The organism is Bradyrhizobium sp. 138, assembly GCF_023074075.1.
GTDB lineage: Bacteria > Pseudomonadota > Alphaproteobacteria > Rhizobiales > Xanthobacteraceae > Bradyrhizobium.
Map to the genome: position 1 here is coordinate 83,560 of NZ_JADPKT010000074.1, position 25,358 is coordinate 108,917.

30 protein-coding genes and 1 riboswitch are annotated in these 25,358 nt (G+C 65.3%); of the genes, 14 read left to right on the forward strand and 16 right to left on the reverse strand.

The window, feature by feature from the left end; all coding sequences use genetic code 11:
- Positions 1 to 340 precede the first annotated feature (340 nt).
- A riboswitch (FMN riboswitch) is annotated at positions 341 to 499 on the forward strand.
- A 77-nt stretch (positions 500 to 576) separates the two neighbouring features.
- A complete protein-coding gene (locus IVA79_RS26440; RefSeq protein ID WP_247558472.1) occupies positions 577 to 1,137 on the forward strand; it encodes a 6,7-dimethyl-8-ribityllumazine synthase in 561 nt (186 codons plus the stop codon).
- Between the two features lie 114 nt (positions 1,138 to 1,251).
- Here IVA79_RS26440 and IVA79_RS26445 read toward each other — a convergent pair whose 3' ends face one another.
- The 5 genes from IVA79_RS26445 to lgt all read right to left on the reverse strand — a co-directional run bounded on the left by IVA79_RS26445 (position 1,252) and on the right by lgt (position 5,859).
- Positions 1,252 to 2,205: a ribose-phosphate pyrophosphokinase gene (locus IVA79_RS26445; RefSeq protein WP_247558474.1), complete on the reverse strand. Its 954-nt coding sequence runs from the start codon at positions 2,203 to 2,205 to the stop codon at positions 1,252 to 1,254.
- A 192-nt stretch (positions 2,206 to 2,397) separates the two neighbouring features.
- A complete protein-coding gene (locus IVA79_RS26450) occupies positions 2,398 to 3,012 on the reverse strand; it encodes a hypothetical protein (RefSeq protein ID WP_247558476.1) in 615 nt (204 codons plus the stop codon).
- 97 nt (positions 3,013 to 3,109) lie between these two features.
- Positions 3,110 to 3,877, reverse strand: coding sequence for a peptidoglycan editing factor PgeF (gene pgeF / locus IVA79_RS26455; protein ID WP_247558478.1), 768 nt, complete (start codon positions 3,875 to 3,877; stop codon positions 3,110 to 3,112).
- A complete protein-coding gene (locus IVA79_RS26460) occupies positions 3,874 to 4,992 on the reverse strand; it encodes an SAM-dependent methyltransferase (protein ID WP_247558480.1) in 1,119 nt (372 codons plus the stop codon). Before IVA79_RS26460 ends, pgeF begins: the two co-directional genes overlap by 4 nt.
- A gap of 21 nt (positions 4,993 to 5,013) precedes the next feature.
- A complete protein-coding gene (gene lgt / locus IVA79_RS26465; RefSeq protein ID WP_247558483.1) occupies positions 5,014 to 5,859 on the reverse strand; it encodes a prolipoprotein diacylglyceryl transferase in 846 nt (281 codons plus the stop codon).
- Positions 5,860 to 6,057: 198 nt separating this feature from the next.
- On the opposite strand from lgt, the gene IVA79_RS26470 reads away from it, so the two are divergent.
- From IVA79_RS26470 to ychF, 4 genes are all read left to right on the forward strand, one after another.
- Positions 6,058 to 6,324: an accessory factor UbiK family protein gene (locus IVA79_RS26470; RefSeq protein WP_247558485.1), complete on the forward strand. Its 267-nt coding sequence runs from the start codon at positions 6,058 to 6,060 to the stop codon at positions 6,322 to 6,324.
- A 237-nt stretch (positions 6,325 to 6,561) separates the two neighbouring features.
- On the forward strand, positions 6,562 to 7,278 hold the full coding sequence (locus IVA79_RS26475; protein WP_247558487.1) for a 50S ribosomal protein L25/general stress protein Ctc: 717 nt from the start codon (positions 6,562 to 6,564) through the stop codon (positions 7,276 to 7,278).
- Positions 7,279 to 7,336: 58 nt separating this feature from the next.
- Positions 7,337 to 7,942: an aminoacyl-tRNA hydrolase gene (pth, locus tag IVA79_RS26480; RefSeq protein ID WP_247558489.1), complete on the forward strand. Its 606-nt coding sequence runs from the start codon at positions 7,337 to 7,339 to the stop codon at positions 7,940 to 7,942.
- A 157-nt stretch (positions 7,943 to 8,099) separates the two neighbouring features.
- Positions 8,100 to 9,197, forward strand: coding sequence for a redox-regulated ATPase YchF (gene ychF, locus IVA79_RS26485; RefSeq protein ID WP_247558491.1), 1,098 nt, complete (start codon positions 8,100 to 8,102; stop codon positions 9,195 to 9,197).
- A 148-nt stretch (positions 9,198 to 9,345) separates the two neighbouring features.
- Here ychF and IVA79_RS26490 read toward each other — a convergent pair whose 3' ends face one another.
- A complete protein-coding gene (locus IVA79_RS26490; protein ID WP_212080329.1) occupies positions 9,346 to 9,642 on the reverse strand; it encodes a DUF4282 domain-containing protein in 297 nt (98 codons plus the stop codon).
- Positions 9,643 to 9,808: 166 nt separating this feature from the next.
- Here IVA79_RS26490 and IVA79_RS26495 point away from each other — a divergent pair, with 166 nt between their 5' ends.
- From IVA79_RS26495 to IVA79_RS26505, 3 genes are all read left to right on the forward strand, one after another.
- Complete coding sequence (locus tag IVA79_RS26495; protein WP_247558493.1) at positions 9,809 to 10,261, forward strand: MaoC family dehydratase; 453 nt, start codon at positions 9,809 to 9,811, stop codon at positions 10,259 to 10,261.
- Positions 10,261 to 10,743, forward strand: coding sequence for a MaoC family dehydratase (locus IVA79_RS26500; protein WP_247558495.1), 483 nt, complete (start codon positions 10,261 to 10,263; stop codon positions 10,741 to 10,743). Before IVA79_RS26495 ends, IVA79_RS26500 begins: the two co-directional genes overlap by 1 nt.
- A 197-nt stretch (positions 10,744 to 10,940) precedes the next feature.
- Positions 10,941 to 11,087 carry a hypothetical protein gene (locus IVA79_RS26505; RefSeq protein WP_018318322.1) on the forward strand — a complete coding sequence of 49 codons (147 nt, stop codon included), beginning with the start codon at positions 10,941 to 10,943 and terminating at the stop codon, positions 11,085 to 11,087.
- A gap of 38 nt (positions 11,088 to 11,125) precedes the next feature.
- Here the strand turns inward: IVA79_RS26505 and IVA79_RS26510 are convergent, their stop codons facing one another.
- The 5 genes from IVA79_RS26510 to IVA79_RS26530 form a co-directional block, all read right to left on the reverse strand.
- A complete protein-coding gene (locus IVA79_RS26510) occupies positions 11,126 to 11,263 on the reverse strand; it encodes a hypothetical protein (RefSeq protein WP_212080336.1) in 138 nt (45 codons plus the stop codon).
- A gap of 275 nt (positions 11,264 to 11,538) precedes the next feature.
- Positions 11,539 to 11,958 (reverse strand): hypothetical protein, encoded by a 420-nt coding sequence (locus IVA79_RS26515; protein WP_247558498.1) that lies wholly within the window; start codon positions 11,956 to 11,958, stop codon positions 11,539 to 11,541.
- Positions 11,959 to 12,278: 320 nt separating this feature from the next.
- On the reverse strand, positions 12,279 to 13,202 hold the full coding sequence (locus IVA79_RS26520; RefSeq protein ID WP_247558500.1) for a hypothetical protein: 924 nt from the start codon (positions 13,200 to 13,202) through the stop codon (positions 12,279 to 12,281).
- A 376-nt stretch (positions 13,203 to 13,578) separates the two neighbouring features.
- Positions 13,579 to 14,019, reverse strand: a complete 441-nt coding sequence (locus IVA79_RS26525) for a nuclear transport factor 2 family protein (RefSeq protein ID WP_247558502.1) — start codon at positions 14,017 to 14,019, stop codon at positions 13,579 to 13,581.
- 229 nt (positions 14,020 to 14,248) lie between these two features.
- Complete coding sequence (locus IVA79_RS26530; protein WP_247558506.1) at positions 14,249 to 14,695, reverse strand: nuclear transport factor 2 family protein; 447 nt, start codon at positions 14,693 to 14,695, stop codon at positions 14,249 to 14,251.
- 396 nt (positions 14,696 to 15,091) lie between these two features.
- Between IVA79_RS26530 and IVA79_RS26535 the strand changes: the two genes are divergently transcribed.
- On the forward strand, positions 15,092 to 15,478 hold the full coding sequence (locus IVA79_RS26535) for a hypothetical protein (RefSeq protein ID WP_247558509.1): 387 nt from the start codon (positions 15,092 to 15,094) through the stop codon (positions 15,476 to 15,478).
- An 88-nt stretch (positions 15,479 to 15,566) separates the two neighbouring features.
- Here IVA79_RS26535 and uvrB read toward each other — a convergent pair whose 3' ends face one another.
- The 4 genes from uvrB to IVA79_RS26555 form a co-directional block, all read right to left on the reverse strand.
- The gene (gene uvrB, locus IVA79_RS26540; RefSeq protein WP_247558512.1) at positions 15,567 to 18,527 is read right to left on the reverse strand and encodes an excinuclease ABC subunit UvrB; all 2,961 of its coding nucleotides are present in this window, start codon (positions 18,525 to 18,527) and stop codon (positions 15,567 to 15,569) included.
- 93 nt (positions 18,528 to 18,620) lie between these two features.
- The gene (locus IVA79_RS26545) at positions 18,621 to 18,851 is read right to left on the reverse strand and encodes a hypothetical protein (RefSeq protein ID WP_247558515.1); all 231 of its coding nucleotides are present in this window, start codon (positions 18,849 to 18,851) and stop codon (positions 18,621 to 18,623) included.
- Between the two features lie 51 nt (positions 18,852 to 18,902).
- A complete protein-coding gene (locus IVA79_RS26550) occupies positions 18,903 to 19,127 on the reverse strand; it encodes a hypothetical protein (protein ID WP_028134417.1) in 225 nt (74 codons plus the stop codon).
- 112 nt (positions 19,128 to 19,239) lie between these two features.
- Positions 19,240 to 20,157, reverse strand: a complete 918-nt coding sequence (locus IVA79_RS26555) for a LysR substrate-binding domain-containing protein (RefSeq protein ID WP_247558677.1) — start codon at positions 20,155 to 20,157, stop codon at positions 19,240 to 19,242.
- A 103-nt stretch (positions 20,158 to 20,260) separates the two neighbouring features.
- On the opposite strand from IVA79_RS26555, the gene IVA79_RS26560 reads away from it, so the two are divergent.
- From IVA79_RS26560 to IVA79_RS26570, 3 genes are all read left to right on the forward strand, one after another.
- Positions 20,261 to 21,040, forward strand: coding sequence for a sulfite exporter TauE/SafE family protein (locus IVA79_RS26560; protein ID WP_247558517.1), 780 nt, complete (start codon positions 20,261 to 20,263; stop codon positions 21,038 to 21,040).
- Positions 21,037 to 21,267 (forward strand): hypothetical protein, encoded by a 231-nt coding sequence (locus IVA79_RS26565; RefSeq protein ID WP_247558520.1) that lies wholly within the window; start codon positions 21,037 to 21,039, stop codon positions 21,265 to 21,267. The genes IVA79_RS26560 and IVA79_RS26565 overlap by 4 nt, the downstream gene beginning before the upstream one ends.
- Before the next feature lie 147 nt (positions 21,268 to 21,414).
- Entirely contained in the window at positions 21,415 to 22,113 is a 699-nt protein-coding gene (locus IVA79_RS26570; RefSeq protein WP_247558522.1) for a glutathione S-transferase family protein, read from the forward strand.
- 91 nt (positions 22,114 to 22,204) lie between these two features.
- Here the strand turns inward: IVA79_RS26570 and IVA79_RS26575 are convergent, their stop codons facing one another.
- Positions 22,205 to 22,402, reverse strand: a complete 198-nt coding sequence (locus IVA79_RS26575; RefSeq protein WP_247558524.1) for a cysteine-rich CWC family protein — start codon at positions 22,400 to 22,402, stop codon at positions 22,205 to 22,207.
- A gap of 114 nt (positions 22,403 to 22,516) precedes the next feature.
- Here IVA79_RS26575 and IVA79_RS26580 point away from each other — a divergent pair, with 114 nt between their 5' ends.
- Together IVA79_RS26580 and IVA79_RS26585 are read left to right on the forward strand one after the other, a co-directional pair.
- Positions 22,517 to 24,064, forward strand: a complete 1,548-nt coding sequence (locus IVA79_RS26580; protein WP_247558527.1) for a DUF1800 family protein — start codon at positions 22,517 to 22,519, stop codon at positions 24,062 to 24,064.
- A 2-nt stretch (positions 24,065 to 24,066) separates the two neighbouring features.
- Positions 24,067 to 25,284: a DUF1501 domain-containing protein gene (locus IVA79_RS26585; protein WP_247558530.1), complete on the forward strand. Its 1,218-nt coding sequence runs from the start codon at positions 24,067 to 24,069 to the stop codon at positions 25,282 to 25,284.
- Positions 25,285 to 25,358: the final 74 nt, after the last annotated feature.

Consider the following 25,358-nt stretch of genomic DNA (forward strand, 5'->3'; position numbering starts at 1 on the left):
GGTCGCACTTGCGATCACTTGGATCAGCGCGGGCCTGTCGCGGATCAAGTGATGTGATTTGCGGAATCTGCGCAACGGGGTCCCGAGTCCGTCCACAAGCCAGGACTCGTTCGTCCACAGCTCATCTCCGCCACAATTCTTAACGCCGGGAGTCCCTAATCCGGATCGAGGAGAACAAACCGGAATCGGATCCGGGGAGGGCCGGCAATCGTTAATTCCGTGCGGCGGGCGCCCTCCCACGGGGATGGCATGGGACCATGCGATTTGCCCATGCGGAACGCGCTTGCCGCGACTGCGCGAGGGCTGCATATTTCCCGGCAGGCCGTTCATCCCGGACGGCCGATGTTCTCAGGGCGGGGTGAAAGTCCCCACCGGCGGTAAGGGCCGAAAGGCCTAAGCCCGCGAGCGCCTTCCGCGAGGGTTATCCCGAAGGGAAGGGTCAGCAGATTCGGTGCAACTCCGAAGCCGACGGTCAAAGTCCGGATGAAAGAGAACGGTCGGTGGCAGACGCATCGCAAGATGCGGCTGTTTGTCGTTCCGTGTGCCCTGATTCTGGTCCTTAAACCGAGGAAAGCCATGAATCAGATGTTGCAAGATCCCCAAGCCGAAACCTCCGAAGTGATCCAACCGCCGGTTCCGCAAGGACCCGCGGCCGAGCACCCGCGCTTCGCAAAGCCGCAGCGGGTCGCCTTCGTGCAGGCCTGCTGGCATCGCGACGTGGTCGAGGAGGCCCGCATCGCCTTCATCAAGGAGGCCGAGGCGCGCCACCTCACCCATGTCGACGTGTTCGAGGTGCCGGGCTCGTTCGAGATCCCGCTGCACGCGCAGGTCCTCGCCAAGACCCGGCGCTACACCGCGATCGTTGCGGCGGGCCTCGTCGTCGACGGTGGCATCTACCGCCACGAATTCGTCGCCGACACCGTGATCAAGGCGTTGATGGACGTGCAACTCCGCACCGAGGTGCCGGTGTTCTCAGCCGTGCTGACGCCGCAGCAATTCCACGAGACCGAGGTGCACTACGATTTCTTCCGCAAGCATTTTGCCATCAAGGGTGTCGAGGTCGCGGCCGCCTGTGCGGAGACATTGCTCGGCCTGGAGCGCCTGCGCGGCCAGGTCGCGGCGGGGATCGTGGGGTAGGCAGACTGCAGTAGGGTGGGCAAAGCGCAAGCGTGCCCACCTCTTCTCGTGCAACAAAAAAGGTGGGCACGGCGCGTCGCGCCTTTGCCCACCCTACGAGACCGGAAACGAAAATCAGTCGAACAGGCTCGACACCGACTCTTCGGCCGCGGTGCGCGCGATCGCGTCGGAGATCAGGCTGGCGATCGGCAGCGTGCGGATGTTCGCAGCCTTGGTCACCGCCTCGGTCGGCAGGATCGAGTCGGTGATCACGAGCTCCTTCAGCCTGGAGTTCGTGATGCGGGCGGCCGCGCCGCCGGAGAGCACGCCGTGGGTGATGTAGGCGTAGACGTCCTTGGCGCCCTTGGCGATCAGCGCGTCGGCCGCGTTCACCAGCGTGCCGCCGGAATCCACGATGTCGTCGATCAGGATGCAGGTGTAGCCGGCGACGTCGCCGATCACGTTCATGACCTCGGACTCACCGGCACGTTCGCGGCGCTTGTCGACGATGGCGAGCGGGGTGTTGATGCGCTTGGCGAGGCCGCGCGCGCGGGCCACGCCGCCGACGTCGGGCGAGATCACCATCGTCTTGGACAGATCGAACTTGTCCTTGATGTCGCGCACCATCAGCGGCGCGGCGTAGAGGTTGTCGGTCGGGATGTCGAAGAAGCCCTGGATCTGGCCGGCATGCAGGTCGAGCGTCATGACGCGATCGACGCCGGCCTGCGTGATCAGATTGGCGACGAGCTTGGCCGAGATCGGCGTGCGCGAGCCCGACTTGCGGTCCTGCCTTGCGTAGCCGAAATAGGGCAGCACCGCGGTGATGCGGCGCGCCGAGGAGCGGCGCAGCGCGTCCGTGATGATCAGCAGTTCCATCAGATGGTCATTGGCCGGAAACGAGGTCGACTGGATGATGAAGGCATCCGAGCCGCGGACGTTCTCCTGGATCTCGACGAAGATCTCCATGTCGGCGAAGCGCCGCACCACCGCTTTGGTCAGCGGCAGGTCGAGGCCTTGCGCGATCGCCTGGGCGAGGGCCGGATTGGAGTTGCCGGCGACAAGCTTGATGGAGCCGTTTTTGGCCGACATGGACGCTTCCTCCCGCGCTTTGCTGGATACGACGTTCAACATCTCAGATCCCACTGGCAGCACGGTTACGACGGGCGAGGAAATATCAGGCGAGAGGCTGCAATGGCAACCCGGGATGCTACGTTTTCCCTCCGAAAATCCTGAGTCGGGCCAACGGTTTGGCCGCGACCTGAGGCCGTGGTTTAGCGGGGGTTATTGCTCGGCATAGCCGAGGGCTGAGGCCGGCATGTCCGGCGCGGGCGTAACCGGAATGACGCTCGCCACCGCCGGTCCCCGCAAGGCCGGAGCCGCGCCAGGCGCATCCGGCGTTCCGTTGATCATGTTGGAAAGGCCGCTGAATCCGGCCTGGGCGATCTTCCGCAGCACCAGATCGTCGGCGGCCGCCCATGCATCCCGTCCGGCCTTGGTCGAGGTCGGTTCCTCGCCGGAGAGGCGCAGCGCCCGCTGCTGGTTGGCGTCGTAGACGTCCCAGACCCAGGCGATCACGGTCTTGCCGCGGACGATTTGGGCCGAGAGGTAGCTGCGCACGCGGTAGGCGGCCGAGCCCTCGCGGGAGACGACGGACAGGCTGCGCAGCTTGGATTCGCTGTCGAGCACGCCGACCATGCGATCGAATACCTGGGGTGGCGGGCCGTCGATCGATTCGAAGGCCACCGTTGCTCCCGAGCCGGTGCTCGGCGCCATCGCATAGGAGTTGGCGGCACCGCCGCCGCCGGCGCAGCCGCCAAGCGCGGTCGCAGCCGCCAGCAACATGATCGCCAGCACGCACGAACCCGCACGGCGCAAGATGAATGACGCATCCCTCATTATGGAGGGCAGCGATATCGTTAAAATCGATTAAGGTCTAGGGCGGGGACGACACAACGCACACCCGGCATGACGATCACTAATGTTGCCCGTGTGTTCACCCCTCCAGCGCGATCGCGTGGATGTGGCGGCCGTAATCCGGCTCCTTGCGATGTACCGAGCGGCGATAGCTGAAGAAGCGTTCGTCGGCGTAGGTGTCCAAACCAAGATCGTCGATCATCAGGATGCCGGCGGACTCCAGCCGCTTGCGGATGAAGCCGGCGAGATCGAACATCGCGTGTCCCTCGCGCACCGACGGGATGAAGAACACGGCATTGTCCGCATCCGCCTCGATGAACCGCGCCACGAACTCGTTGCCGACCTCGTAGCTGTCCTGGCGGATCAAGGGGCCGATCGCGGCGATGATGCCGCCGCGCGTAGCACCGAGCGTCTCCATCGCCGAGATCGTCGCCTCCAGCACGCCCGTCAGCGCGCCCTTCCAGCCAGCGTGGGCGCCGCCGATCACGCGCGCGTTGGGGTCTACGAACAGCACCGGCCCGCAATCGGCTGTGGAGACGCCGAGCGCGATGCCGGGCGTTTTCGTCACCAGCGCATCGCCTTTCGGCCGCGACCCGTTCGGCCAGGGGTGGTCTGCGACGAGCACGTCGGGCGAATGGATCTGGTGCAGGCTGAGGAAGCGTTCCGACGCGACGCCGACATGCTCGGCCATGCGGCGGCGGTTCTCGGCGACGAGGGCCTGATCGTCGTTGGAGCCGAGCCCGCCGTTCAGCGCGGCATAGATGCCGCTGGAGACGCCGCCCTCGCGGGTGAAGTAGGCATGGCGCAGGCCGGGCACCGCCGACAGCAGCGACGAGGTGAGAGTCATGAGGCGTCTCCGGCCTGTTCGAGATCACTGAGGCCGGCAATGCCTGTCAGCCGCGGCTCGGAGATGCCGAGCACCTTGAACATCGAGCCCATGCCGCTGCGCCCCGTGTCCGTCAGCCGCTTGAGGGCGATCGAAATGTCGGTGGCCACTTCCGGCGCTGCCTTCTGCATCAGGGCGGCGGCCCTTGTGTCGATGCCGATGCGCTTGAGGAAGTCGCCTTGCGTCACCGGCCCGTGCACGCGCGCGCCGACATCCTCGGCCGCACGCGCCAGCGCCTGGAAGTCGACATGGGCGGTGACGTCGGCCTGGCCCGGCGCCTTCAAGGGATCGGCGAAGGTATGGCGCGCAATCGCCTGGAAGGTATCGCCGGCATCGCTGCGCAAGTGGCCGTAATCGATGATCAGCGCCGCGCCGTCCTGGTCGCGCACGCGGGTGGCGAGCTTCATGATCTCGCCATCCGGCCGCCATTCGAACACGGCGCCGATCGGCGCGGCGCGCACCAGGGGCGGCAGCAGCACATCGAAGCGCGGCGTCGGCTCGGGCGCGGTGCCGAACTGAAGCTTGCCGTTGGGATCGATCTCGATCACGCGCTCGTGCCAGCCGTTCTCGAGCCTCACCATCTGGTGGATCGGCAGCACGTCGAAATATTCGTTGGCGAGGATGATGCTCGGTCCTTCCGGCACCTCGTCGATGCTGTCATGCCAGGCGATGTTGCGCACGTTCGCCAGCGTCGTACTCTGACGCTCGCGCAGGACGGGATTGACCTCGACCATGTGGATATGCAGCGCCTGATACAGCGGCGGCAGCACGCGGAGCGCGCGCAGCGCGTCCGCCATCATGGTGCCGCGGCCGGGGCCGAGCTCGATCACCCGCAAAAATTGCGGCGAGCCCATCTGCTTCCATACCGAAGCAGTCCATAGTCCCAAGAGCTCGCCGAACATCTGGCTGACCTCGGGCGCGGTGGTGAAGTCGCCCTCACGCCCGAGCGGATCGCGCGAGACGTAATAGCCATGGCGCGGATGCATCAGGCACAGTTCCATGTACCGCCAGACCGGCATCGGGCCTGAGGATTTGATCAGCGCCTTGATCTCGTCGAGTAGCGGCTGGTCGGTCACGGCGTACTTTCTCGCAATGAATTAACGAACGGCCTCGATGGGCTTCGGCGCACCGCGCCGCACTGCCAATACAATAAGTATGAGGCCCACAATAAGCATCGGAATCGACAACAGCATGCCCATGGTTAATCCGCCCCAGAGGAAGCCGAGCTGCGCGTCCGGCTCGCGGAAATGCTCGCCGGCGATCCGGGTCAGACCATAGATCAGGATGAAGGCGCCGAGGATCATGCCGGGCCGCCTCAAGGCACCGAAGCGGATCATGATCGCGAGCACCGTGAACAGCAAAATGCCCTCCATGCCGGCCTCGTAGAGCTGGCTCGGATGACGCGGCAGTTGCGTGGGGTCGTTGGGGAAGATCATCGCCCAGGGCAGGCTGGCATCGGTGGCGCGACCCCACAATTCGCCGTTGATGAAATTGGCGATGCGCCCGAGCAGCAGCCCGACCGGGGCGACCGCGGTGGTGATGTCACCAAGCGACAGGATCGAGATGCCGTTGCGATAGGCAAATGCCATCACCGCGACGACGCAGCCGAGGAAGCCGCCGTGGAAGGACATGCCCCCCTCCCACAATTTGATGATCGCGGCGGGATGATCGATGAAGAAGGGCAGATTGTAGAACAGCACGTAGCCGGTGCGGCCGCCGAGGATGATGCCGAGCGTGACCCAGAGGATGAAGTCGTCGATCTGCACCAGCGACATCGGCGCTGGGCCGCCCCACAGGCGCTCTTTCTTCAGCAGCGAGCGCGCATAGAGCCAGCCGAACACGATGCCGCAGATATAGGCCAGCGCATACCAGCGGATCGCGAACGGACCGATCTCGAGCGCGATCGGCTTGAAGGCGGGAAAGTCGATGAGCAGAAAGGGCATCGCGCCTTCTATGTCTGAGCGGGATTGCGGCGAAGGAGCACCAGCGGACGCCGTCTGATTCTTGTTATGCCGGGACGTTGAATACGATTGCAAGGAAACCGGTTCATGACAAGGATACCGCCGATCGGCACTTGAACCGGTTCGATCGGATTGCCATTGTCTTTTCGACAGTTCGCGCAGAGTTTATCGGAGGCCGACATGACCCAGACCAACAACCGGTTTTTCGACGAGATCGGCCGCCTGATGAACGATGCTGCCGGTGCCGCCCAGGGCGTCAAGCGCGAGTTCGACACGGTGATGCGCACCCAGGCCGAAAAATTCCTGCGCGACATGGATCTGGTCAAGCGCGAGGAGTTCGAGGCGGTCAAGGATATGGCGCGCCTCGCCCGCGAGGAGAACGAGGCGCTGAAGTCACGCATCGCGGCGCTGGAGGCCAGGCTCGGCGGGACGACGTCGGGGTCGTAGCCCGGATGTAGCGCGGCGAAATCCGGGAGCCGCGCCCGTTGGAACACCCCGGATTACGCTACGCTCCATCCGGGCTACCCCGTGCCATCCGCCAGCCCATTCTCCTTGTCATTTCCGCATCTTCCGGGTAAAAGCCCGCCAAGTTCGTGGCCCCCGCACCCCTGGAGGCTTGCTGCGAGCTATGCCATGGGCCGCGCTGCGGCCCATTAACTTTTGCAAAAACAAGGACTTAACGACATGGCGACGACCGTCAAGGAATTGAAGGCGACCGCACGTCCGAAGAGCGGCAAGGGGGCCGCCCGGGCTGAGCGTCGCGCCGGGCGAGTGCCCGGAGTGATCTATGGCAACAACCAGCCCCCCGTCACGATCTCGATTGAAGATCGCGAATTGCGCCAGCGCATCCTCGCCGGCCGGTTCCTGACCACGCTGGTCGACATCGATCTCGAGGGCAAGAAGCACCGCGTGATTCCGCGCGATTATCACCTCGATCCGGTCAAGGACTTCCCGATCCATGTCGACTTCATGCGGCTCGGCGAAGGCGCCACCATCCGCATCAGCGTGCCCTTGCATGTGGTGAAGTCGGAGACATCCCCGGGCGTGAAGCGCGGCGGCACCGTCAACATCGTCGCCCACGCGATCGAGCTCGAATGCGGTGTCGAAAGCATTCCGCAGTACATCGAGGCCGATGTCGGCTCGCTCGAAATCGGTCACTCGTTGCATCTGTCCGACGTCAAGCTGCCGAACGGCGTGAAAGCGCTGACCCGCGAGGACGCGACCCTCGTCACCATCGTGCCGCCGTCCGGCTACGCCGAAGAGCAGAAGGCCGCGGCTGCGGCTGCAGCTCCGGGCGCTGCTGCGGCTGCTCCAGCGGCTGGCGCTGCGGCTCCGGCCGCGGGTGCTGCTGCACCTGCCGCGGCTGCCAAGGCTCCCGCCGGCGGCGACAAGAAGAAGTAATCTCTCAAAGCTGGCGCGCGGTCTTTGATCGCGCGCCGAGCGAGGGGCGCGCCGCGTCATGCGACTCTTTGTTGGGCTCGGCAATCCCGGCGCGAAATACGCACGCAACCGGCACAATATCGGCTTCATGGCCGTCGACGAGATCGCGCGGCGTCATGGTTTCGCGCCATGGCGCCGCCGTTTTCAGGGCGAGACCTCGGAAGGCACGCTCGGCACGGAGCGCGTGATCCTGCTCAAGCCGACGACCTATATGAACGAGTCCGGCCGCGCCGTGCAGGAAGCCGCAAGCTTCTTCAAGATCGCTCCCGGCGACGTCACCGTGTTCCACGACGAACTCGAGCTGCCGCCGGGCAAGGTGCGGGTGAAGATCGGCGGCGGCATCGCCGGCCACAACGGTCTGCGTTCGATCTCGGCGCATATCGGCAACGACTATCGCCGCGTGCGGCTCGGCATCGGTCATCCCGGCGTCAAGGAAATGGTGCACGGCCACGTGCTGTCGGACTTCGCCAAGGCCGACAACGACTGGGTGGCGACGCTGTGCGAGGCGGTGGCCGAGCACGCAGGCCTGGTCGCCAAGGGCACGGACGCGACCTTCGCCAACAGGGTCCATCTTGCCATGCAGGCGAAGGGATTTTTGACCAAGGACGAGAACGGCAAAGACTAGGGTGGGTTAGCCGGCCGCGTCCGCCAAAGCTCAACGAGCGAAGGCGCAAGGCGTAACCTACCATGCCACGGCGACAAAAGCTGGTGGGTTACGCCGGGCAGATGCGCTTCGGCATCTGCAGGGCTAACCCACCCTACGCACTGCGTTAGAGGACACCATGGGATTCAAATGCGGGATCGTCGGATTGCCCAATGTCGGCAAGTCGACCTTGTTCAATGCGCTGACCGAGACGGCCGCGGCGCAGGCCGCGAACTATCCGTTCTGCACCATCGAGCCGAATGTCGGCGAGGTCGCCGTGCCCGATCCCAGGCTCGACAAGCTCGCGGCCATCGCCAAGTCGGGACAGATCATCCCGACCCGGCTGACCTTTGTCGACATCGCGGGTCTCGTCCGTGGCGCTTCCAAGGGTGAAGGCCTCGGCAACCAGTTCCTCGCCAACATCCGCGAGGTCGACGCCATCGCGCATGTGGTGCGCTGCTTCGAGGATTCCGACATCACCCATGTCGAGGGCAAGATCGCCCCGCTCGCCGACATCGAGACCATCGAGACCGAGCTGATGCTCGCCGATCTCGACAGCCTCGAGAAGCGCGTCGACAACCTCACCAAGAAGGCCAAGGGCAATGACAAAGACGCCAAGGAGCAGCTCGACCTCGTCAATCGCACCCTGGTGCTGCTGCGTGACGGCAAACCCGCGCGCCTCGTCGAGCGCAAGGTCGAGGAGGAGCGTGCCTTCGGGATGCTCGGCCTCTTGTCGTCGAAGCCTGTGCTCTACGTCTGCAACGTCGAGGAAAGCTCAGCCGCAACGGGCAATGCGTTCTCCAAGGCGGTGCAGGAGCAGGCCGCCAAGGAAGGCGCCGTTGCCGTCGTCATCTCCGCCAAGATCGAATCCGAGATCGCCACCATCTCACGTGAAGAGCGCGCCGACTTCCTGGAGACGCTGGGTCTCGAAGAAGCCGGCCTCGATCGCCTGATCCGCGCCGGCTACACGCTGCTCGACCTCATCACCTATTTCACCGTGGGTCCGAAGGAAGCGCGCGCCTGGACCATCTATCGCGGCACCAAGGCGCCGGGCGCGGCCGGCGTGATCCATACCGATTTCGAGAAGGGTTTTATTCGCGCCGAGACCATCGCCTTCGAGGACTACGTGGCGCTTGGCGGCGAAGCCGGCGCGCGCGATGCCGGCAAGCTCCGGCTCGAAGGCAAGGAATACGTCGTCGCCGACGGCGACGTGATGCATTTCAGGTTCAATACGTAAGCTGCGAAGCGCGGTGCTGTAGGGTGGGTTAGCTTTCGGCTGCGCGAAGCGCAGTCCGAAGGCGTAACCCACCATGCTTCCGCGTTTGCTGAACGAAGTTGGTGGGTTACGCCTGCGGCTAACCCACCCTACCGCAGCTGCGTCAGCCTCACCGCATCCCGCCGCCCTGGTCGCGGATCGCGCCGAGATGCTCGTTGATGCGGAAGACGATCAGGATGAGTTCCGCGACGATGCGCGAGAACACGATGCCGACGACGACGCTGGCGATCGACGACAGCAGCATCAGGAAGCCGCCGAACGGGCTGATCGCCATTGCGGCGAGCCCTGAGAAGATGCCGGAGAGACCGAACAGGCAGATCAGCGCGATCACCAGCCAATAGAAGGTCTTGATGATCGTCGGCGTGATGAAGCGGTCCCATTGGAAAAGGTCGCTGAATGAAAACATTGCTCTCCCCAGGGCATTGGGCCTTGGTAAATGGATCTCGGCCCTCGGTCGATCCGACTCAGACCAACGCCGCCACCCCGTATGTAGCACGAGCCATGCGGGCCGACGGGTTGAGATTGCCGCAAAGTGCGGCCACAATCTGTCATTCCCGCAAAGCTTTCCCAAGATGACCCTGACCTTCGAAGATTTCCCGCCCGGCCGGTTCGGCACATTCGGCCCGCGCCATGTCACCCGCGACGAGATCTTGGCCTTTGCCGCCGAGTTCGATCCGCAGCCCATGCACCTGGACGAGGAGGCCGCCAGCAAAAGCATGTTGCGCGGTCTATCTGGCTCGGGCTGGCACCTCTGCTCGCTGATGATGCGGATGATGGCCGACGGTTTCATCACGCGCGCCGCTTCGCTCGGCTCGCCCGGCGTGGACGAGGTGCGCTGGCTGTCGCCCTTGAGGCCAGGTGACGACCTCACACTCGATGTCGATGTGCTGGAAGCACGCGCCTCGAAGAGCCGGCCCGAGCTCGGCATCGTCAAGTTCAAATGCACCGCGCGCAACGCGGCAGGCCAGGCGCTCGCCGAGATGACCTCGCCGATCCTGATCAAGCGGCGCGAGGGGGCGCTCTGATGCGGTTCTTCGAGGACATCGAGATCGGCCAGCGCCGCGAGATCGGCGCCTACACGTTCACCGCGGAGTCGATCAAGAATTTCGCCGCCAAGTTCGATCCGCAGCGTTTCCATCTCGACGAGGAGGAGGGCAAGAACTCGCTGTTCGGCGGGCTCGCTGCCTCCGGCTGGCATGTCGGCTCGGCCTGCATGAGCCTGCTTGTCGCCGACGGCCAGCGTCTGGCGCGCGAGGCCGCTTCGCGTGGCGAGGAGGTTGCGGTGTGGGGCCCGTCGCCGGGTTTTCGCGACCTGCGCTGGATCAGGCCCGTGCTCGCCGGCGACACGATCGACTATGTCAGCGTCGTCATCGACAAGCGCGCCTCCGCCTCGCGCCCCGGCTGGGGCATCCTGTCCGCCCGCACCACAGGCACCAATCAACGCGGCGAGGACGTCTATTCCATCACGGCCAGCGCCTTCGTGCCGACACGCGTGAAGAGCGCTTAGATCTGTTCCAAGATGAACGGTCCAAATGAGTGCGCGAGTGTTGCCCGCGCGCTATGGACGCGTTTTGGGGCGGCTGCCATAAGCCTGCGCAACATGGTTACCGCGAAGCAGTTTGGCGGAACCAGTGAGTTGCTAACTAAATATGAACCTGTCGCTGTCTATTTGAAACGAATTGGCAGAGACAGGGGACGAGGACCATGGCTGATCGCGGCGCACTCAAGTTTGTTGGTTTTATCTTCGCGACCGCGACCCTGGCCGTGATGCTGGTCGCCGGCATGGTGGTGAAGGGCTACGCCGATGGCGCCTACACCCTGGAAGCCTCGGCCGTCGACGCGAGCCGGTAAGACTTCGTTAATTTTCGCGGCCGACATCCGGCCGCATCTCAGCGGCTATAGACGAACGCCAGGATGGCGATCGCAACCGCCAGCAGCCCGACAAAGCGCAGCATGATCGTGCCGATTTGATTCGGCGCGGGCCGCAGCGGTATCGGGTCCGTGGTGTCGGGCCGAATGCTCTCCATGTGAAATGTCCCCGAGGCCCGGCCGAACAGGCCACGGGCGCTTGGCATTGGTCGCCGGGCAGGGGCGGTGGGTTCAACGCATGCCCTCGTGTCCCGGACGCGCTGCAGCGCTCTTGCGCTGCTGCGCAGAGCCGGGACCCATCGCGCGCCGCATTCATCCTGACCATGGGCCCCAGCTCTGCGGCGCGTCACCGCGTCCGGGGCACGGCCCCCTGAATCAAAACCGCCGCGCCCCCTTCCGGGAACGCGGCGGCTCGTGATGCAGTGTGACGCGATCAGCTGTTGCGCAGGCCGTCGGCGGCGCGCTTCCACTGTGCGACGTTGTCGGCGATCATGCGGGTCGACTTCATCGCGGCCTGGCTGAGCTGGGCGTAGCCGGAGATCTCGCGCTGGACGCGCTGGCCTTCGGCGTGGAGCAGGTCGCGCAGGCTCTCGAGCTCCGAGATCAGGTTCTCGATCTCGGCGAGCGAGGTGCCGGCGACGCGCTGGATCAGCGAGTTGACGTTGTTGACGGTGGCTTCCGCGCTCGGGTCGAGCGGCGGCGCGTCGGTGGTTGCGGCCGGACGGCGCAGATAGGCGATATCGTTGCGGACGAAGTCGCGGATGCCGGCTTCGACCTCCGTCACGGCGGCGAGGTTGTTGTCGACCGTCTCGGTCTCGGTGGATTCGATCTTTTCGGGACGCATGGCGTTCATCGTTATTCCCCTGTTCGCGTTGAGCGCAGCGCGAGTGTCCCCCGCACGACGACGTCTGTGAGGCTTGCCTATCAGGGCGTCCGATTTTGACCGCAAATGGGCCGAGATGCGGCAAGGGCGGACCATTCGGGGGTTTTGCCGTGGCGTATGGTTAGGAGAGTGTGAATGCCGTGTCCGCAGCGGACCTCCAGCTCCTCATGGTGAGGAGCGCGCGCGTCTCGAACCATGAAAGGCCCGGCCGTCGCAGCGTGGCCTCGATCCTTCGAGACGCGCTCCTCCGGAGCGCCCTCAGGATGAGGGGGAAAGAGTGGAGACCCGGTCTACCAGCTCTTCTTGAAGCCCGCCGTCAGGCTCCTGTTGATGGCGCCTTGCGAGGTTTCGCCGACCGAGCCGGAGACGGTGACGTTGTCGAACAGCTTTTGCTCGGCACCGACCTTGCGAAGCCATTTGTCGTCGGTGGTCGACAGCGTCTGGCCGGCGACGATGCTGGTGCCGGTGTCGGTGAGGGTGACCTTGGCGGACTGGTCGGTTTCGTAATTGCGCGTGATGTGGCCGCCGATGCCGGGGACTGCCGTGGTGCCCTGCTGGTTGACGCTGTAGCCGTTCTGCAGCGTCAGCGAGGTGTCGGCCGTCAGCGGCACCGATTTGATCAGCGACGCCCCGATCTTGCTCTGCTCGGCGCCGGGATCGACGCGGGCTTCCACCGCGGTCTTGTCCCAGATCGAGCCCGCGCCGGGCGCGGTCGCCGTCGCCCAGGCGCTGCCGGAGGATTGCGGCAGGTTGCCGCCATTGGTGGCCTTTTGCGCCAGCAACTCGGACATCGTTCGCGGCTCGCTCGTCACCGTCATGTCGGCGCCGATCCTTGTATCCCAGAACGAGAACACGGACTGCTTCACCGTCACCGCCGAGGAGCCGTTTGCATTGGCGTTCGACGACCAGTCCAGGCCGTCCTTGGCAGCGGCCTGTGCGCGCTTCTTGGCGGCCATGGGGTCAATGCCGGTGCCGGCGTCGACCGCGAGCTGGCTCCAGTCGAGCTTGTCGACGTCGATGCCTTTGAGCACGTCGGGGTCGTTGACGTCGGGGGCTTCTGCCGCGGCCTCCGTCTCGGCCTCGTCGTCAGGTGCGGCCGCGGTGGGCGAGAAGGGTGGAATGATCTGCGCCGAGACCGTCAGCACCGAGCCCAAAATGAACGCGGCCGCCAGCACCGGCAGCCTGGTCCAGCCAAACCCTGTCGAGAATTCCATCGTCCTGCCCGCAAGCCCCAGCGCATGCCTTCCGATAATATATATCGGCCTTCAGCAAAGACCATGCGCCAATCCGCGCTGAAAATGCTGATGCATCGTTGCGAAATTATGGCGGGGCCTTCAAGGCGGCGAACCAACGGGCCGCGCGAAAGGCGCGCGCCCGATGACGAGCATGTGATGCGACGGCATCCGGCGGGGCTGGAGGCCAGGACGTCGCAGCCGGCATTGTCATCGGTCCCGAACGACGGGGCCCGTTGGCGTCCCCCCTAAAGCGCGATGATCATCACCGCGCTTCAGGTTGTTGTTTGCGCATGGTCTTTTCGGAAAACCGCTTCGCACTTTGCTCTAACGCGGCCCTTCGGGTCCGGATCAAGCGTTAGCCGACGCTGGTCATCTTCGGCAGATGAATGGCGCGGCCGAGTGCCTGCTCGACCAGGTCGAACGTGTCGATCAGGACGCGCATGCTGACGAGCTTGCCCGCCCTGAACTGGGCGAACTGCGCGACCCGCAAGCTGATCGGCTTGTTGGAATCCAGCGCCGTCAGCGAATAGCGCACCATCGAGGCGGCGGAATCGACGCCGAGCATGATGCTCTCGCGATCGAAACGGCGAACCCTAAAATTGTCGGCGAGCTGGCGGATGACCTCGAGAACGGCGTCCTTGCCCTGGCGTGCGCCGAGAAACGGAAACATGTCGATCGGGCCATAGAGCGCCCACTCGACGTCTTCGTCGATCAGGGCCTCGATATCCCTAAAATGCCGGTCGTTGATCGCGCGGTGCAACGCGCGCGAGAAACGCCAGAGGCTATGCTCTGTCATTTTGGGCAATCCTGAAGCTGGCTTGCGAAAGAAACGGAAAACAACCCCATGCACAGTCAGGTGCCGGGGCTCAACTCGTTTGTATGCAAATAAAATAGGAGATTTCGGCCAAAACGCAATTCACGTTTTCGCAATGCACCATTGAACGGCTTTTGTGAGATTTACAATAGAACCCCGTAATTTCCCGGCTCCACGGGCGGGTTTCGATGCGGGTTCCCCGAGAAAGGGATCAGTCCACCCGCACGCCGATGATCGACGGCCCGATCTCGCGCTCCAGCACCTGCTGCACCAGATCGTAGGAATCGATGATCTCGCGGATCTCAGCCACCAGTCCGCCGCGGAAGGTGTAGAACACCGCCATGTCGAACTGCACGATGCGGTCGTTGCTGCGCTTCCTGAAATAGGTGTGCATGTAGGTCGCCACCTCCTCGCCTTCGGCAACGATGCGCGGCGCCTTGTAGCGGACTTGCGAATAGCGCGACCAGAGCGTCTGCCAGAACTCGCGCAGCTCGGCCTTGCCGTGGCGCGGCACCATGTGCGGCAGCACGTCGATCGGCGCATGGGTGAGGAAGTCGACGTCCTCGGTGCAGCACGCCAGCGCGGCCTCGACATCGCCGCCCGCGAAGGCGTCCAGCAGATGCAGCACGCGTTGCTTGTTCAGCGATTCAACCGTCATGCTGCTCCCGCCCTCGCCGGCCGTGGATTGCAAACGCTACCGCGGGTCTCGCGGGTCCTTCAATCCGCAAAAACACAGGGTGCTTGCAGCTTATGACGCGCCAGCGCCATGCCGCGTTCGTGGGGGTGCAATTGCGGGTTGCGGATCTGTTCGCCAGCAAGAATTCGAGCGGCCCTCGCGCGCTGCGATGACGCCGCACGCCTATCGGCTGGCGTGCTGCGCAAGGGAGGCAGCAGGAGAAGCAGCGGCAAGCCAGAACGGGCAGGGTTGTCACCGCGCCGGCCACTGCGCTCCCTCGCTCCGCTTGCGGGCGAGGTGACGGCCGCGTGATGCATCTCACATCACCCCACGGGCATCACGGCTAACGTCATCCCCAAGTCATCAGGGAGACGTGCCATGGCTGCCATCGCCACCGCCAGAAAGTCCCGCCTGCACAACGCGCTCGAAGGTCTGGCGCTGACCGCGACCCTGCAGAGCTTCCCGACCTTCGCCGCCGCCGCCTTCCTGCTCAAGCTCGTCGGCAACCACGACCTCTCCGGCGACCCCGGCGTCGCCATCTTCGTCGCCATCGCCTCCTTCGCCCACGCGCTGTTAGCCGTGACCCTCGGGCCGAGCTTCCCGGCGTTGTTCAAGACCGTCTATGAGCCGAAATTCTTCGAGGCCCATCTGTCGCTGTCCGACAAGATCACGGCATGGCGCACCCAGCCGATCGCCTCGCTCCAGCTCGTGACCATCGTGCTGCTGCTGTCGGTGATGGCGGTGGTGACGGCGAGCGTGGGGTGAGGGGACGTCTCTCCGCCGTCATTCCCGGGCGCTGCAAAGGGAGCCCGGAATCCATACCTACGAACGGCAGTGATGAAGCGATAGCGTGCTACCTCTTCTTCCACCCGCCCCTTCGTCCTGGCTGCCCGCCCGTCGACTTCGGCGCCGGCCCGAATTCCGGCCCCGACTGCCTCGAATCCGTCGGCTGGATGATCCGGCTGGTGCTGCCGAACGGCTTCGCCGGCAGCGTCTGCTTGTCGCGGTAGGGCAGCGATTCCGGGCCGTGCATCTCGTCGAGATGCGGCTTGTGCACTTTCGAGCCGCTGCCGCCTCCGCTGGCCTTCAGCGCGGAGCCGACGGTTTTTTTCTTCATCGCGCTGACCGGCAAATTCGCGGCGTCGCCGTACTTCCTGGTGCCGGCATAGGCGCCGGCCTTGCCAGCGACGGCCCGCTGTTTGACCGTGGGATCGTCGACCACTGCGAGCTCGGTGGCGCGCAGCCGCTTGACTTCGTCGCGCAGGCGCGCGGCTTCCTCGAAGTTCAGATCGCCGGCGGCCTCGCGCATCCGCGTCTCGAGATCGGCGAGCACGGCTTCGAAATTGTGGCCGATCGAGATGACGTCGTCGGTCATGTCGTGGCCGCCGACCTCGACCAGCACGTGGTCGCGCTCGTAGACGGAGTTGAGGATGTCGCCGATCTGCTTCTTCACGCTCTCCGGCGTGATGCCGTTGGCATTGTTGTACTCGACCTGCTTTTCGCGGCGGCGGTTGGTCTCGGCGATGGCGCGCTCCATCGAGCCCGTCATCTGGTCAGCATAGAGGATCACCTTGCCGTCGACGTTGCGCGCGGCGCGGCCGATGGTCTGGATCAGCGAGGTCTCGCTGCGCAAGAAGCCTTCCTTGTCGGCATCCAGGATCGCCACCAGCGCGCATTCGGGAATGTCGAGACCCTCGCGCAGGAGGTTGATGCCGACCAGCGCGTCGAAGGCGCCGAGACGGAGATCCCTGATGATCTCGATGCGCTCGATGGTGTCGATGTCGGAGTGCATGTAGCGGACGCGGATGCCCTGCTCGTGCAGATATTCGGTGAGGTCCTCCGCCATGCGTTTTGTGAGAACCGTGACCAGCGAGCGATAGCCCGCTTGCGCGGTGGCGCGCACCTCGCCGACGAGATCGTCGACCTGGGTGCGGGCGGGGCGGATGTCGACGGGCGGATCGATCAGCCCGGTGGGGCGAATGACCTGCTCGACGAACACGCCGCCGCTCTCGTTCAGCTCCCAGCCGCTCGGCGTCGCCGACACCGCGACGGTCTGTGGCCGCATCATGTCCCACTCCTCGAAGCGGAGCGGGCGGTTGTCCATGCACGACGGCAGGCGGAAGCCGTATTCGGCCAGCGTCGCCTTGCGGCGGAAGTCGCCGCGGAACATGGCGCCGATCTGCGGGATGGTGACGTGGCTTTCGTCGGCGAAGATCAGCGCGTTGTCGGGCACGTATTCGAACAGCGTCGGCGGCGGCTCGCCGGGCCGGCGGCCGGTGAGATAACGTGAATAGTTCTCGATGCCGGCGCAGCTTCCCGTCGCCTCCATCATCTCGAGGTCGAAAGTGGTGCGTTGCTCCAGCCGTTGCGCCTCCAGCAGACGCCCCTGATTATGGAGCTGGTCGAGCCGCTGCTTCAACTCGAACTTGATCGACTTGATCGCCTGCACCAGCGTCGGCCGCGGCGTCACATAGTGCGAGTTGGCGTACATCTTGATGAATTCGAGCTCGTCCTGCTTGTGGCCGGTGAGCGGATCGAACTCCTCGATGGTCTCGATGCTGTCGCCGAACAGGTTCACACGCCAGGCGCGGTCCTCATAGTGCGCCGGGAAGATGTCGATGACGTCGCCGCGCACGCGGAACGTGCCGCGGGTGAAATCGGCCTGGGTGCGCTTGTACTGCAGCGCGACGAGGTCGGCGATGAGCTGGCGCTGGTCGATGCGCTCGCCCTTCTTCAGCGCGAAGGTCATCGCGGTATAGGTCTCGACCGAGCCGATACCGTAGATGCAGGACACCGAGGCGACGATGATGACGTCGTCGCGCTCCAGCAGCGCGCGCGTCGCCGAGTGGCGCATGCGGTCGATCTGCTCGTTGATCGACGAGTCCTTCTCGATATAGGTGTCGGTGCGCGGGACGTAGGCTTCCGGCTGGTAGTAGTCGTAATAGGAGACGAAATACTCGACCGCGTTGTCAGGGAAGAAGTTCTTGAACTCGCCATAGAGCTGGGCGGCGAGCGTCTTGTTCGGCGCCAGGATCAGGGCCGGGCGCTGCGTCTTCTCGATCACCTGCGCCATCGTGTAGGTCTTGCCCGAGCCGGTGACGCCCAGCAGCACCTGGGTGCGGTCGTTGCGCTGAACGCCTTCGACCAGTTCCGCGATCGCGGTCGGCTGGTCACCCTTGGGCTGATACTCCGACTTGATTTCGAAGCGCACGCCGCCTTCGGACTTTTCCGGGCGCGGCGGCCGGTGCGGCGTCCACACTTTGGTGGAGCCGTCGTCCTTGCGGAACTCCGGACGGCCCTCGCGGATCAGCGACTCCAGCGCATCGGCGGTCGCCTTGACGCCGAGCGCCTCCATCTTGCTGCGCGGCGGACGCGCCAGCGCCTCCGCATCGTCCTCCTCGGTGGGCAATCCGAGCTGACGCGCCAGTTCCGGATCGAGCGTCGGGATCGTGGCGGCGGTTCCGTAATTGGCCTGCGGTGCCTCTTCCAATCCCGTCACTTCGGTGGCGTGGCTGGCATCTGGCTGCTGCGGCACCGGCCGCGTTACATCCTGCGGAAACACCTTCGGCGTCGAAGCCCGCGCGCGATGCGCCGCGGCCTCGCCGCCGGATCGCCGGTCGCGCGAATTGTCCGGCGGCGGCTGCAGGCCGGTGCCGGATCCAAGCCCGGCATCGCCGCGATTGATCGCAGGATTGAGCAATTCGGCCAGCGCCGGCCCGATCGGCTGCACGTCGGGGCGGTGCGCCTTGGAGTTCGGAGCCTTGGTCTTCGAGGATTTGCCGGATTTTTCGGAGGATGCAGGTTTCTTCGCCATGCGGCGAATATGGGACGAGTCCGCCCCGCGATAAAGGGCGAATGCCCGTCGCCGTGCAGGCTGCTGACAGCAGGTTGGCAGCAGCCTCGAGGCTCACGCCGCCGGCAGCGGGCCCTCGTCGTCCTCGCCGGCCTGATACGGCTTCAGGATGTCGAGATGGATGCCACCGCAATCGGTGCAGCGCATGGTCCAGTACTCGCACCCGGCGCGCCCGCCGATCACGCGGAGCACGCTGAGATCGCCGTTGCACTCCGGGCAGTTGGACAGCACGGCGCGGCTGTAGATTCTCGGTCGCGAAGTGTCCTCGATTTCGATGACTGACATGACCGGTTGCCCCCTTTGTGCTGTCCCTGGTTCGCTTGCCGTCCTGCTCGCCTATTCGTCGTCGCTGTCGGTCCGCCGGCGGAAGCGGTCGATGTGGTGTTTCGCGTCGGCGATCGCGGCGTTCTGGTCGGGCCAGGCGAAACCGACTTCCATGGCCGGAAACAGGACGCCGTCGATGGCGAGGGGGCTGAGATCGGCGCGGCGGATGCGGGCGTGCCAGAGGCCTTTGCCAGCCTCGAAAGATTCGATGTCAAAGCCGTCGTAGAGGGTCGTCATGGTAGTCCCCAAAGTGTTCCGTACGTGTCTTGTTGGAGGGTCAGGGGACCACGTTTGCGCATTTTGGGATGTGAAGCCGTTCACAAGCGGCCGGCTTTTTTGCCTTCGGGCGTCAGTTCCGAGCGGCGACACGGCCGGTCCGTTTCACCGGCCGGGCCGCGGGTTCCGCCGCCGCGCGCATGATCCAGCGGCGGAACGCGGCGAAGTCGCGCTGCTCGGTCTGGAAGCCGCGATAGAGCAGGTACCAGCGCATGCCCTTGGGCACCGAGAGGTCGAACGGTGCCACCAGCCGGCCGGCGGCGAGGTCGTCGTCGATATAGGGGCGGATGCCCATGGCGATGCCGAGCCCGTCGGCGGCGGCCTGCAGCGCCTGGCCGTAGAACTGGAACTCCGGGCCGCGCGCGTTGACCCGCGCGATGCCCGCGGCCTTCAGCCAGATCGGCCAGTCCTCGGGTGAGTGCGCAACGCGGATCAGGCTCGGCCCCTTCAAGTCGGCCGGGCGCTTCAGGCCGCTCGCGAGGCGGGGCACGCAGACCGGCGTGAGGTCGCCGGCGAACAGCGGCTCGGCGACAAGGCCGGGCCAGTCGCCGGTGCCGAGCTTGATGCCGCAGCTCCAGTCTTCGCCGAACGGCACCGCCGCGCCGCCCGTGGTGAAGCGCACCTCGATGTCGGGCTCCTCGTTGCGGAATTCCGACAGGCGCGGGATCAGCCAGCGCATCGCAAAGGTATGGCCGACGCCGATCGTGAGCACGCGCACGCTGGCAGGCGCCGTCACCTGCGCGGTGAGGCTGGCCAGCGCATCGAAGATCGGCGTCAGCCCGCCTTGATAGGCGCGGCCGGCCTGCGTCAGCACCAGGCGATTGGCCTTGCGCTCGAACAGCGCGACGCCGAGCCGCTCTTCCAAGAGATGGACCATGCGGCTGACGGCGGCCGCCGACACGCTCAGCTCGAGCCCGGCCGCAGCAAAGCTGCCGGTCCGCGCCGCCGCCTCGAATGCCTTGATGCCGTTGAGAAACAGCAGCCGCCGCAAATGCCCGACCCTCAGGAAAGCTGATGCCAGGCCAAGATAACTCAGTTTGCGGGGAAGGGGCAAGCGAGGCACGTTCCCCTTCGCACACCGACAGGAGACGTTCGTGACGCCCATCATGATCGCTGCCCTTGGATTGCTGATGGTCGCCACCGCGTTCCTGTCGGGGCTGTTCGGCATGGCGGGCGGGCTGATCCTGATCGGCGTGCTCTTGGCCTTGATGCCGCTACCGACTGCGATGGTGCTGCATGCGATCACGCAGATGGCCTCGAACGGCTGGCGTGCGTTCCTGTGGCGGGCGCATATCCGCTGGCGGCCGGTCGCGAACTACATGGTGGGCGCTGCCGTCGCGCTCGCGGCGTGGTCGCTTACCCGCTACGTGCCGGACAAGCCGATGGCGTTGCTGCTGCTCGGCATCACGCCGTTCATGGCGCGGCTGTTGCCGGCGAACATCAAGCCGGATCCTGATAGGCTCTGGCAGGGCACGGTCTACGGCACGATCTGCATGGGCCTGATGCTGATGACCGGCGTCTCCGGCCCGCTGCTCGACACCTTCTTCCTCGGCGGCAATTTCGGCCGGCGCGAGAAGGTGGCGACGAAAGCGATGTGCCAGCTCGTCAGCCATTTCACCAAGCTGATCTATTTCGGCAGCATCATCGATCAGGCGGCGAGCCTCGATCCCGTGCTTGCCGGCGTTGCGATTGCAGCCTCGATGCTCGGCACCACGCTGGCGCGGCGCATCCTCGAAGCCATGACCGACCAGCAATTCATCGCATGGTCGAACAAGCTGATCACCACCATTGCCTGCTACTACATCGCCTATGGCGGCTGGCTCATGGTTCGCACGCCAGTTCTGGCCGCCTTCGACAAAGGAGGTTTGCAATGAGCGAGACCGCCGATCCGCTGGTGCTGGACTTCGTCGAATGGGTCGCGCGCGAGCCGCGTGCCTATGCCGAGGTGATCGCCACCTGGAAGACCTCGTGCCCGCGCCTTACCATCTGGGAGGACGCCGCCGATCGCGGCTATGTCGCGCGCGAGACGATTGCCGGCCTCGGGCTGGTCATCGCGGTGACGGAGAACGGAGAGAGGTTGCTGCGGATGAACGGTCGGTAATCCCACCACATCGTCATTGCGAGCGCCAGCGAAGCAATCCAGAATGTCTTTCGCGGCGGCAGTCTGGATTACTTCGCTTCCGCCTTCGCGCTTCGAGCTTCGGCGGACAAGTCGCTCGCAATGACGGAACCGATGGAGTCGCCTTGCATGTCACTCAAGCTGTTCGAACTCGTCGGCACCGACGCTTCGCGCCCGTTCAGCCCGTATTGCTGGCGCACGCGGATGGCGCTGGCGCACAAGGGATTGTCGGCGGAATCGCTGCCCTGGCGCTTCACCGAGAAGGGCGCGCTTGCGCCGCACGGCTCCGAGAAGGTGCCGGTGCTGCTGCATGACGACAAGCCGGTGGTCGATTCCTGGACGATCGCGAATTATCTCGAGGACAATTTCCCGGACCGTCCGTCGCTGTTCGGCGGCGAGGGCGGCCGCGCCATGGCGCGCATGATCAATGCATGGGGCGACATCGCCATCGTCGGCGGCATCTTTCCGCTGATCATCGCCGACATCCCGAAGAACCTCGCCGAGGTTGATGCCGCCTATTTCCGAACATCGCGCGAGGCACGCTTCGGCGGCAAGAGCCTGGAAGAGATCATGGCGAGCCGCGACACCGGCGTGGTCGGCTTCCGCAAGTCGCTCGAGGTGATGCGGCAGGCCTTGAAGAAGCAGTCTTATCTCGGCGGCGAGGCGCCGAACTACGCCGACTACATCGTGTTCGGCGGTTTCCAATGGGCGCGCGTGGTGAGCCCGTTCAAGCTGCTGGAAGCGGACGATCCGGTCTATGCCTGGCGCGAAAAACTGCTCGACGCGTTCGACGGCATGGCGAGAAGGTCGCCGGGATTTGCGGTGTAGACTTCGTAGGGTGGGCAAAGGCGCAAAGCGCCGTGCCCACGTCTTCCCGCACACGCAAATGAAAATGGTGGGCACGCGCGCTTTGCCCACCCTACGATACTGCCGCCTTCGCCGCCTTGCGCAAGCATTCCCGACACAGGCAATCCTCGCCCTTGACCGGCATTGGCAACTTTGCCGTTTCCTCCGCGCACCAGCAGCTGCCCGAGAGATCGCAGCCGAACTCGGTGCCGCAGCGGGAGCAGGCGAGGCGGCGTGGTTCCTGCGATGGGGATTCTTGCGGATTTGTCATGATTTACGTCGAAGCTTCGCCGTGATTTTCATGTCGGGTTCATCGCTCATTGCGGTATATTAGGCGTCGCGCGCGGACTCGGAAAGCGGCTCCCGCCACGCGAAGGACAAATCGATGGCCCGCGATTCGCAAGCCGCGCTCGTCGCGCTCAACCGTTTTGGCTTCGGTGCCCGCGGCGGCGCCTCGGGCGATTTGATCAACGCAGCCTCCGATCCGCGCGGCTTCGTGAAGGCGGAGCTCGCGCGTGCGAGCGGCGTGCTGCTGGAGGCGCCCGGTCTGCAGTCGACGCAGCAACTCGGCCAGGCCGTGTTCGCCTATCAGGATCAGGTCAAGCAGGCGCGCGAGGCGGCGAAGGCCACAGCGCCCGCCGAGACGCCGGCGCCGGCTGAACCGAAGCCCGTCCTCCGCCGCAATCTCTCGCTGAACATGGCGGCGACCGAGATCGCCGGCCAGACGACCGATACGAAACCGGCCGACAATGCATCGAAGCCCGAGACCATGCAGCCGGGGGCTGCGGCGCCTGCCGCAAAGCCCGCGCCGCAGCCGCTCAACGTGATTCAAAAGACCTTCCGCGCCGAGGCGCTGGCGCGGTTGCAGCGCGCGACCCTTGCCGCGTGCGGCTTCACCGAACGTCTCGTCGTGTTCTGGTCCAACCATTTCTGCATCTCCGCGAGCAAGGGCGAACTGGCGCGGATCTGGGCCGGCGCGTTCGAGCGCGAGGCGATCAGGCCGCACGTGCTCGGGCGCTTCGCCGACATGCTCCGGGCCGTCGAGCAGCATCCGGCCATGCTGTTCTTCCTCGACAACCAGCAATCGCTCGGCCCGGACTCGCGCGCAGGCCAGAACCGCAAGCGCGGTCTGAACGAGAATCTCGCGCGCGAGATCATGGAGCTGCATACGCTCGGCGTCGGCGGCGGCTATACGCAGGACGACGTCACCTCGCTCGCGCGCATCATCACCGGCTGGACCTTTGCGGGCCGGCAAGGGCAGCTCGGGCCCCCCGGCTCCTTCGTGTTCAACACCAATGCGCACCAGCCCGGTCCGCACATGCTGCTCGGCAAGAGCTATGAGCCGACGGGGCTCGCGCAGGGCGAGGCTGCGCTCGCCGACATCGCGCGGCATCCCTCGACCGCGAATTTCATCGCCACCAAATTCGCCCGCCACTTCGTCGCCGACGATCCGCCGCCGGCGCTGGTTGCGCGCTTGCGCGACGTCTTCATCAAGACCGAGGGCGATCTCAAGGCGCTTGCGACCGTGCTGGTCGATTCCGATGAAGCGTGGCAAGCGCCGCTGACCAAGATGCGCAGCCCTTACGATTTTCTCGTCGCGAGCGGCCGGCTGCTGGCGCGCGTGCCGGAGGATCCCGGCGCCTATCTGAACAACCTCAACCTGCTGGGCCAGCCGCTATGGTCGCCGGCCGGGCCGAACGGTTTCCCGGATACCAGCGCCGCCTGGGCCGCGCCTGAGGGCATGAAGCTCAGGCTCGATATCGCTGCGCAGATCGGCGCACGGCTCGGCAACAACATCGATCCGCTCGATCTCCTGGAATTTGCGGCGGCCGATGCGGCCTCCATCGAAACGCGCAAAGCCGTCGAGCGCGCAGAGTCGCGCCCGCAGGCGCTGGCGCTGCTCTTGATGTCGCCGGAAATGCAGAGGAGATGATCATGACCGACTGCATCGAGAACCGGCTCCTCACCTCGCGCCGCAGTCTCCTGCTCGGCGGCGCCTCGTTCGCTGCCTGGGCTTACTTGCCGAAGTTCGCGCGCGCAGCCGATGGGCACGATCCCCGGCTGATCGTGGTGATCCTGCGCGGCGCGCTCGACGGGCTTTCGACCGTCGCGCCGCTCGGCGACCCTGACTATGCCGGCCTGCACGGCTCGATCGCGCTCGCCGCGGAGGGCGCCCATCCCGCGATCATGCTCGATTCCTTTTTCGCGCTGCATCCGGCGATGCCGGAATTTGCGCGCATGTACCGCGACAAGCATGCCGCCGTGGTCCATGCGGTGGCGACGCCCTATCGTGACCGCTCGCATTTCGACGGTCAGGACGTGCTCGAAAGCGGCCATGCCGGCCCGGGCCGCGTCCAATCCGGTTGGCTCAACCGCGCGCTGGAGGCGCTGCCGCGCGGCGAGCGGGTATCGAGCGGGCTGGCGGTCGGACCCACCACGCCGCTGGTGCTGCGCGGCAATGCGCCGACGGTCGGCTGGGCGCCGGTCGCGCTGCCCCAGGCTGACGATGACACCGCGATGCGCCTCGTCGATCTCTACCGTCACCGCGATCCCGCGTTGGCCATGGCGCTGTCGCAAGGCCTGCAGCTCGACAAGGCCGCGAGCGGCGACGACATGAAACGCAAGCCGGGTAATGCCGTCGCGCAGATGCGCCAGGTGGCGCGTGGCGCGGCCAAGCTGATGGCGGCGGACGACGGCCCGCGCATTGCCGCACTCGCTTTCGACGGCTGGGACACCCATGCCAATGAAGGCGGCCCGATCGGTCGTCTCGCCTTCCTGCTCGGCGGGCTCGACGGCGCGCTCGCCGAATTCGAAAGCGGCTTGGGCGATCGCTGGCGCGACACCGTCGTCGTCGTCGCCACCGAATTCGGCCGCACCGCGCGCATCAACGGCACCGACGGCACCGATCACGGCACCGGCACGATCGCGCTGCTCGCCGGCGGCGCCGTGAAGGGCGGTCGCGTCATCTCCGACTGGCCGGGTCTCAAGCTCGCCAGCCTCCATGAAGGCCGCGACCTCAAGCCCACGACCGATCTGCGCTCCGTGATCAAGGGCGTGCTGCAGGACCAATTCGGCCTGTCCGATCGCGTGCTGGCGGAAATGGTGTTCCCGGACAGTGCGGCAGCACGGCCGATGAAGGGACTGGTTGCTTAGGCTGTCATTCCAGGGCGCGCGGAGCGCGAACTATGATGCGCAATTGCGCATCCATTCATCGACTAGTTCCGTGG

What these genes read in the sequence shown, in the direction of transcription:
- IVA79_RS26475 (WP_247558487.1), top strand. Translation starts at nt 6,562, where the DNA reads ATGGCGACGACCGTCAAGGAATTGAAGGCGACCGCACGTCCGAAGAGC.
- IVA79_RS26500 (WP_247558495.1), top strand. Translation starts at nt 10,261, where the DNA reads ATGCGGTTCTTCGAGGACATCGAGATCGGCCAGCGCCGCGAGATCGGC.
- IVA79_RS26585 (WP_247558530.1), top strand. Translation starts at nt 24,067, where the DNA reads ATGACCGACTGCATCGAGAACCGGCTCCTCACCTCGCGCCGCAGTCTC.
- IVA79_RS26570 (WP_247558522.1), top strand. Translation starts at nt 21,415, where the DNA reads ATGTCACTCAAGCTGTTCGAACTCGTCGGCACCGACGCTTCGCGCCCG.
- IVA79_RS26525 (WP_247558502.1), bottom strand. Translation starts at nt 14,019, where the DNA reads ATGACAGAGCATAGCCTCTGGCGTTTCTCGCGCGCGTTGCACCGCGCG.
- IVA79_RS26490 (WP_212080329.1), bottom strand. Translation starts at nt 9,642, where the DNA reads ATGTTTTCATTCAGCGACCTTTTCCAATGGGACCGCTTCATCACGCCG.
- IVA79_RS26580 (WP_247558527.1), top strand. Translation starts at nt 22,517, where the DNA reads ATGGCCCGCGATTCGCAAGCCGCGCTCGTCGCGCTCAACCGTTTTGGC.
- IVA79_RS26495 (WP_247558493.1), top strand. Translation starts at nt 9,809, where the DNA reads ATGACCCTGACCTTCGAAGATTTCCCGCCCGGCCGGTTCGGCACATTC.
- IVA79_RS26505 (WP_018318322.1), top strand. Translation starts at nt 10,941, where the DNA reads ATGGCTGATCGCGGCGCACTCAAGTTTGTTGGTTTTATCTTCGCGACC.
- IVA79_RS26530 (WP_247558506.1), bottom strand. Translation starts at nt 14,695, where the DNA reads ATGACGGTTGAATCGCTGAACAAGCAACGCGTGCTGCATCTGCTGGAC.
- IVA79_RS26510 (WP_212080336.1), bottom strand. Translation starts at nt 11,263, where the DNA reads ATGGAGAGCATTCGGCCCGACACCACGGACCCGATACCGCTGCGGCCC.
- IVA79_RS26445 (WP_247558474.1), bottom strand. Translation starts at nt 2,205, where the DNA reads ATGTCGGCCAAAAACGGCTCCATCAAGCTTGTCGCCGGCAACTCCAAT.
- pth (WP_247558489.1), top strand. Translation starts at nt 7,337, where the DNA reads ATGCGACTCTTTGTTGGGCTCGGCAATCCCGGCGCGAAATACGCACGC.
- IVA79_RS26575 (WP_247558524.1), bottom strand. Translation starts at nt 22,402, where the DNA reads ATGACAAATCCGCAAGAATCCCCATCGCAGGAACCACGCCGCCTCGCC.
- IVA79_RS26545 (WP_247558515.1), bottom strand. Translation starts at nt 18,851, where the DNA reads ATGTCAGTCATCGAAATCGAGGACACTTCGCGACCGAGAATCTACAGC.
- IVA79_RS26565 (WP_247558520.1), top strand. Translation starts at nt 21,037, where the DNA reads ATGAGCGAGACCGCCGATCCGCTGGTGCTGGACTTCGTCGAATGGGTC.
- lgt (WP_247558483.1), bottom strand. Translation starts at nt 5,859, where the DNA reads ATGCCCTTTCTGCTCATCGACTTTCCCGCCTTCAAGCCGATCGCGCTC.
- IVA79_RS26550 (WP_028134417.1), bottom strand. Translation starts at nt 19,127, where the DNA reads ATGACGACCCTCTACGACGGCTTTGACATCGAATCTTTCGAGGCTGGC.
- IVA79_RS26470 (WP_247558485.1), top strand. Translation starts at nt 6,058, where the DNA reads ATGACCCAGACCAACAACCGGTTTTTCGACGAGATCGGCCGCCTGATG.
- IVA79_RS26520 (WP_247558500.1), bottom strand. Translation starts at nt 13,202, where the DNA reads ATGGAATTCTCGACAGGGTTTGGCTGGACCAGGCTGCCGGTGCTGGCG.
- IVA79_RS26515 (WP_247558498.1), bottom strand. Translation starts at nt 11,958, where the DNA reads ATGAACGCCATGCGTCCCGAAAAGATCGAATCCACCGAGACCGAGACG.
- IVA79_RS26535 (WP_247558509.1), top strand. Translation starts at nt 15,092, where the DNA reads ATGGCTGCCATCGCCACCGCCAGAAAGTCCCGCCTGCACAACGCGCTC.
- pgeF (WP_247558478.1), bottom strand. Translation starts at nt 3,877, where the DNA reads ATGACTCTCACCTCGTCGCTGCTGTCGGCGGTGCCCGGCCTGCGCCAT.
- IVA79_RS26450 (WP_247558476.1), bottom strand. Translation starts at nt 3,012, where the DNA reads ATGAGGGATGCGTCATTCATCTTGCGCCGTGCGGGTTCGTGCGTGCTG.
- IVA79_RS26440 (WP_247558472.1), top strand. Translation starts at nt 577, where the DNA reads ATGAATCAGATGTTGCAAGATCCCCAAGCCGAAACCTCCGAAGTGATC.
- uvrB (WP_247558512.1), bottom strand. Translation starts at nt 18,527, where the DNA reads ATGGCGAAGAAACCTGCATCCTCCGAAAAATCCGGCAAATCCTCGAAG.
- ychF (WP_247558491.1), top strand. Translation starts at nt 8,100, where the DNA reads ATGGGATTCAAATGCGGGATCGTCGGATTGCCCAATGTCGGCAAGTCG.